Source organism: Mesorhizobium sp. M7A.F.Ca.CA.003.01.2.1 (assembly GCF_003998945.1).
Lineage (GTDB): Bacteria > Pseudomonadota > Alphaproteobacteria > Rhizobiales > Rhizobiaceae > Mesorhizobium > Mesorhizobium ciceri.
The window spans coordinates 1-5,071 of the sequence record NZ_RZRA01000362.1 but is presented as its reverse complement, the minus strand read 5'-3'; the positions used below and the strand labels follow the sequence as shown (position 1 = coordinate 5,071).

General features: G+C 63.7%; 4 protein-coding genes and 1 pseudogene. 1 reads left to right on the top strand and 4 read right to left on the bottom strand.

The window, feature by feature from the left end; translation table 11 throughout:
• Positions 1 to 283 (top strand): annotated as a pseudogene (locus EN969_RS16095) (oxidoreductase); the annotation flags it as partial.
• A 132-nt stretch (positions 284 to 415) separates the two neighbouring features.
• Here EN969_RS16095 and EN969_RS16090 read toward each other — a convergent pair.
• The 4 genes from EN969_RS16090 to serS form a co-directional block, all read right to left on the bottom strand.
• Positions 416 to 1,918 carry a peptidoglycan DD-metalloendopeptidase family protein gene (locus EN969_RS16090; RefSeq protein WP_063168116.1) on the bottom strand — a complete coding sequence of 501 codons (1,503 nt, stop codon included), beginning with the start codon at positions 1,916 to 1,918 and terminating at the stop codon, positions 416 to 418.
• A gap of 191 nt (positions 1,919 to 2,109) precedes the next feature.
• Positions 2,110 to 2,769: a protein-L-isoaspartate(D-aspartate) O-methyltransferase gene (locus tag EN969_RS16085; RefSeq protein WP_013531300.1), complete on the bottom strand. Its 660-nt coding sequence runs from the start codon at positions 2,767 to 2,769 to the stop codon at positions 2,110 to 2,112.
• Positions 2,766 to 3,524 carry a 5'/3'-nucleotidase SurE gene (gene surE, locus EN969_RS16080; RefSeq protein ID WP_024503850.1) on the bottom strand — a complete coding sequence of 253 codons (759 nt, stop codon included), beginning with the start codon at positions 3,522 to 3,524 and terminating at the stop codon, positions 2,766 to 2,768. Before surE ends, EN969_RS16085 begins: the two co-directional genes overlap by 4 nt.
• Positions 3,524 to 4,828 (bottom strand): serine--tRNA ligase, encoded by a 1,305-nt coding sequence (gene serS, locus EN969_RS16075; protein ID WP_063168117.1) that lies wholly within the window; start codon positions 4,826 to 4,828, stop codon positions 3,524 to 3,526. Before serS ends, surE begins: the two co-directional genes overlap by 1 nt.
• Positions 4,829 to 5,071: the final 243 nt, after the last annotated feature.

Genomic DNA, 5,071 nt, shown 5'->3' with positions numbered 1-5,071 from the left:
CTACACGGGCGAATGGGGACGGGCGTTCCATGTTCCATCGCAACACGCCCCACCCCGGGAACTCATCCGGGCGACCGCGGCAATGCTTCACCGTGAAATTCCAGGAACACGCTCCTATTCCATCTCCGAAATGGAAGCATTGGGCATGCATGAGCTCATCGAGATGAGCTATCTCTTCGACAAACCCTTGCTGGTCGATTCCTCCGACGCGGAGACGCTTCTCGGCGTCAAGGCCAGCAGCCTTGGCGTCATGATCGCCGACACTCTGCGCGACCATCTTTGAAGCTTGAAGACTGGCGCGTCGCACCGGAACTGAAAAAGCCCGCTCCTTTCGGAACGGGCTGAGCCGGCGGGCCGGACTGGAGGTCAGACGGCCCGCAAATTGCTTTTTTTCTTCTATTCGAAACAGCCCCGACTATTCGAGATAACCGGAGGGATCGACTGGCGCCGAATTCTTGCGCACTTCGAAGTGCAGCTTCGGCGAGTCCGTCGTGCCGCTCATGCCCGACAGCGCGATCTCCTGGCCGCGCTTGACCTTCTGGCCGCGCTGCACCTCGATCGAACTGGCATGGCCGTAGACGGTGACCAGGCCGTTCTCGTGGCGCACCAGCACCGTGTTGCCGAATTCCTTGAGGCCGTCGCCGGCATAGATGACGACACCGTTCTCGGCCGCCTTGACCGGTGTGCCCGTCGGCACGGCGATATCGACGCCGTCCTTGCCCGAGCCGAAACCGGAAATCACGCGGCCGCGCACCGGCCAGCGCATCTTGCCGATGCCGGTGGCGTCTGGCGCGACGGCATCGTCGGCCTCGGCCTGCTGGATGACCTTCGAATCCTTTTTCGGCGGCGTGTAGGACGCCAGCGTTTCAGACGGCGTGGTCTTTGCCGCGGGCTGCGTGGTGGCCGTCGTCACCGGATCGACCTTGGCCGGCTTGGCAGCGGCGACGGTCGCGGTTCCGCCGGCCGGCACCTTCAGGGTCTGGCCGATCTTGAGCAGTCCGTCCTTCATCCCGTTGGCCTGCTTTAGAGCAACGACGCCGACGCCGGTCTTCCTGGCAATCGAAGACATCGTGTCGCCCGACTGGACCGTGTAGGTCCCGGCAGCGCCGGTCGTCTTGGCAACCTGCGGCTTGGGCTCCTTGGGCTGGTTTGCTGCGGCCGACGCGTCGACCTGAGCGGCGGACTTGCCTTCCTTAGGCTTCGGCTGCTGCGGCAGAACGGCGACCTTGTCCGGCGCAGTGGCCGGCAGGTTGTGCTTGCCGTCTTTCGCCGGCTTGGCATCCGCGACCTTCGCCTCGCCTTTGCTGGAATAGGCATAGGCCGGGATGACCAGCTTCTGGCCGGTCTTCAGCCCCTTGGTCGCGCTCAGCCCGTTGACCTTCATGATCACGTCGGACGGCACCTTGTAGCGCTGCGCCAGGCCGCCGATCGTTTCGCCGTCCCTGACGACGATCTCGGTTGCATGCGGAGTGCCGGAAGCAGCCACGCGGGGTTCGTCAGGTTGCGAAACCTTGAAAGGCGACGCCGCCGGAGCGACGGTGCCGGTCGTGGTCCTGTCGACATGCGGTGCCGGGGCCAATGCGGTGCGCACCGGCTTCGATGCCGGCGCCTGCTGCGCTTGGGCAACGGGCGGCGGCAGCGGCCGCGTCGAGACCGGCTCGAGGCTGGAGCGGCTGACCGATTGTGTATGGCTGCCATCGATCGGAGCGGCGGCGACATCGCCCGGATAGGGCTGCTGTACGGCATCCTGCTTGTTGATGATGGCGCGCTGATTGTTGGTCGAGGATGTAAAGACGTCGTCGACGCCATTGAACCGCGAAACCTGGGAACTGCACCCCGCAGCAGCACCCGCGACCATCAGAATGGCGCAGCCTCGCGCCAGATTGCGACCGTTTGTCTTCAAAACACTGAGTTGCATCGCACTAACCCGCACATACCCGGTACAAACTAGGCATGATTAAAGCGCGTTAATGTTACTCGACGGTTAACCTCATGGAATCCGACGCAATTTTTCTTAAAATATTAGAGAGCGAGCCGTGCGAAGATTTCGGGTCAGGTCAGCCGGGGTCGAAGACGGGCGCACGACGCGGCCGAACATCGACATCCGCGCTAGATAACAGCGGCAACACCGCGCAGGATCGGCTGCAGGCGAACGAGGCCGATGTCTTCACGCTCGAAGCGGCTGCCGACCTTGGTCAGCTTGGCCAGCACCTGTTCGCCCTCTTCGGGGCCGATCGGAGCGATGACGATACCGCCGCTCGACAACTGGTCGAGCAGGAAACGCGGCAGGCTGTCGAAGGCAGCCCAGGCGACGATGCGGTCAAATGGCCCTTCATTCGGCAGCCCGCCGGAACCATCGGCGTGGCGCACGATCACATTGCCGATGCCGAGCGCCTCGAAGCGTTGCCGCGCCTGCTCGGCGAGCGTCTTGTAGCGATCGGTGGTGATGACCCGCGCGGCCAGCCGCGACATCACCGCCGAGGTGTAGCCCGAGCCGGTGCCGATCTCGAGCACGCGGTTGCCCTGCTCGATGGTGAGTGCGGCGATCACCGCCGCCTGCATGTCGGCGCCTTCGATCGCCTCGCCGCATTCGATCGGCAGCATGCGGTCCGACCAGGCGATCTGATGGAACTGGGCCGCCAGGAAGCCGCGCCGCGGCGTCGCCTCGAAGGCCGCGATCAGCGCCTTCGGCACAGTCCCCCGGCCGCGCAGACGCAGCAGAAAGGCGGCAAAACCTTCGCGGTCGTCGATCGGGAGGCCCTGGTTCATGCGAGCGCCTTGCTCAGTTGGTCACGGATTTCATGGGCGGTAAGGTCGAGCTGCAGCGGCGTCACCGACACCAGCCGGTTGCGCAAGGCGTAGAGGTCGGTGCCTTGCTTGCCTTCGACCGGCTCGCGGCCGAAACGCAACCAGTAGTAAGGCAGGCCGCGCCCGTCACGGCGCTCGTCGACCCACAGGGAGTGCACGAGCTTGCCCTGCGAGGTGACCACCGTGCCTGCGACTTCCTCGGGCGTGCAGTTGGGAAAATTGACGTTGAGCAGCACGCCGTCCGGCAATGGCGTCGCGACAAGTTTCTTCAGCAGCGCCGGCGCCAGCGCCTCCGTCGTCTCGTAGGGCACGACGCGATCTTCGCCGACATAGCTGTACCCCTGGCTGAGCGCGATCGAGCGAATGCCGAGCAGCGCGCCCTCCATGGCGCCGGCGACGGTGCCGGAATAGGTGACATCGTCGGCGATGTTGGCGCCCGAATTGATGCCGGACAGGATCAGGTCGGGTGCGCCAGGCAGGATCTTCTTGACGCCCATGATGACGCAATCGGTTGGCGTGCCGCGCACGGCAAAATGCTTCTCGCCAATCTTGCGCAGCCGCAGCGGCTCCGAGATCGACAGCGAATGCGCATAGCCGGACTGGTCCTGCTCGGGCGCCACCACCCAGACATCGTCGGACAGCGTACGTGCGACGCGTTCGAGCGACGCCAGGCCCTCGGCATGAATGCCGTCGTCATTGGTCAGGAGGATACGCATTATTTCGCTTCGATCTTTTCCAGACCGCCCATGTAAGGCCGCAGCACTTCAGGAATGGTTACGCTGCCATCCTCGTTCTGGTAGTTTTCGATGACGGCGATGAGCGCGCGACCAACGGCTGTGCCCGAGCCGTTGAGCGTGTGGACGAAGCGGTTGCCCTTGCCGTCCCTGTCCTTGTAGCGGGCGTCCATGCGGCGTGCCTGGAAATCGCCGCACACCGAGCAGGACGAGATCTCGCGATAGGCGTTCTGGCCGGGCAGCCAGACCTCGATGTCATAGGTCTTGCGTGCGCCAAAACCCATGTCGCCGGTGCACAGCGTCATGGTGCGGAACGGCAGGCCGAGCCGCTTCAGCACTTCCTCGGCGCATTGCGTCATCCGCTCATGCTCGGCAAGTGACGATTCCTGATCGGTGATCGACACCAGCTCGACCTTGTAGAACTGATGCTGGCGCAGCATGCCGCGCGTGTCGCGCCCGGCCGAGCCCGCTTCCGAACGGAAGCACGGTGTCAGCGCGGTGTAGCGCAGCGGCAGTTTTTCATGCGCGGTGATTTCCTCACGCACAAGGTTGGTGAGTGGGACCTCGGCGGTGGGAATCAGGCCAAGCCTGCCCTCCCCGTGCGGCGTAAAGAACAGATCTTCCTCGAACTTCGGCAATTGGTTGGTGCCGAACAAAACATCGTCCTTGACCATCAGCGGCGGAATGACTTCCTCGTAGCCATGCTCGGTCGTGTGCAAATCGAGCATGAACTGGCCGAGCGCGCGTTCCATCCGCGCCAGCCCGCTTTTCAGCACGGTGAAGCGCGAGCCTGACAGCTTTGCCGCGCGCTCGAAATCCATCATGCCGAGCGCTTCGCCGATCTCGAAATGCTCCTTCACCCAGTTCGGCCGCGTCGGCACCTTGCCGACGATGTGCTTGACGACATTGTCGTGCTCGTCCTTGCCGACAGGCACGTCGTCGAACGGCACGTTGGGCAGCACCGCCAACGCATCGTTCAGCGCCTTGTCCAGCTCGCGTTCGCGCGCCTCGCCGTTCTGGATGAAGACCTTGATCTCGCCGACTTCGGCTTTCAGCGTCTCGGCCAGGGCAGCATCGCCCGAACGCATGGCGTTGCCGATCTCTTTCGACGCGGCATTGCGGCGCTCCTGCTTGGTCTGTAGCTCGGTAACGTGTTCGCGCCGCGCCTCGTCCGAGGCGATCAGCCCGCCGACCGTGGACTGCGCCTCGTCAGCCGACCACGAGCGCTTCACCAGCGCCTCGACAAGGGCCTTCGGGTTGTCGCGAATCCATTTGATGTCAAGCATGGTTTGAACGCTCCGGGGTAGCATGTCGCCCAAAGTGCGCAGCGGTTTGGGACAACGACATGCTTCAAACAAAACTGAAACGCATCGCTTTCAGTGCGATGCGTTTCAGCCAGAGGGCGTAAACCGCATCCTCGATCGATGCAAGATGGGGCATGGGGAACGCAAGCATGCGATCACGCTTTGACGCGCTTTCGGCTGAAGGCGGGGGAGAGCCTGAAATGAAAAACCCGCCTCTACGGCGGG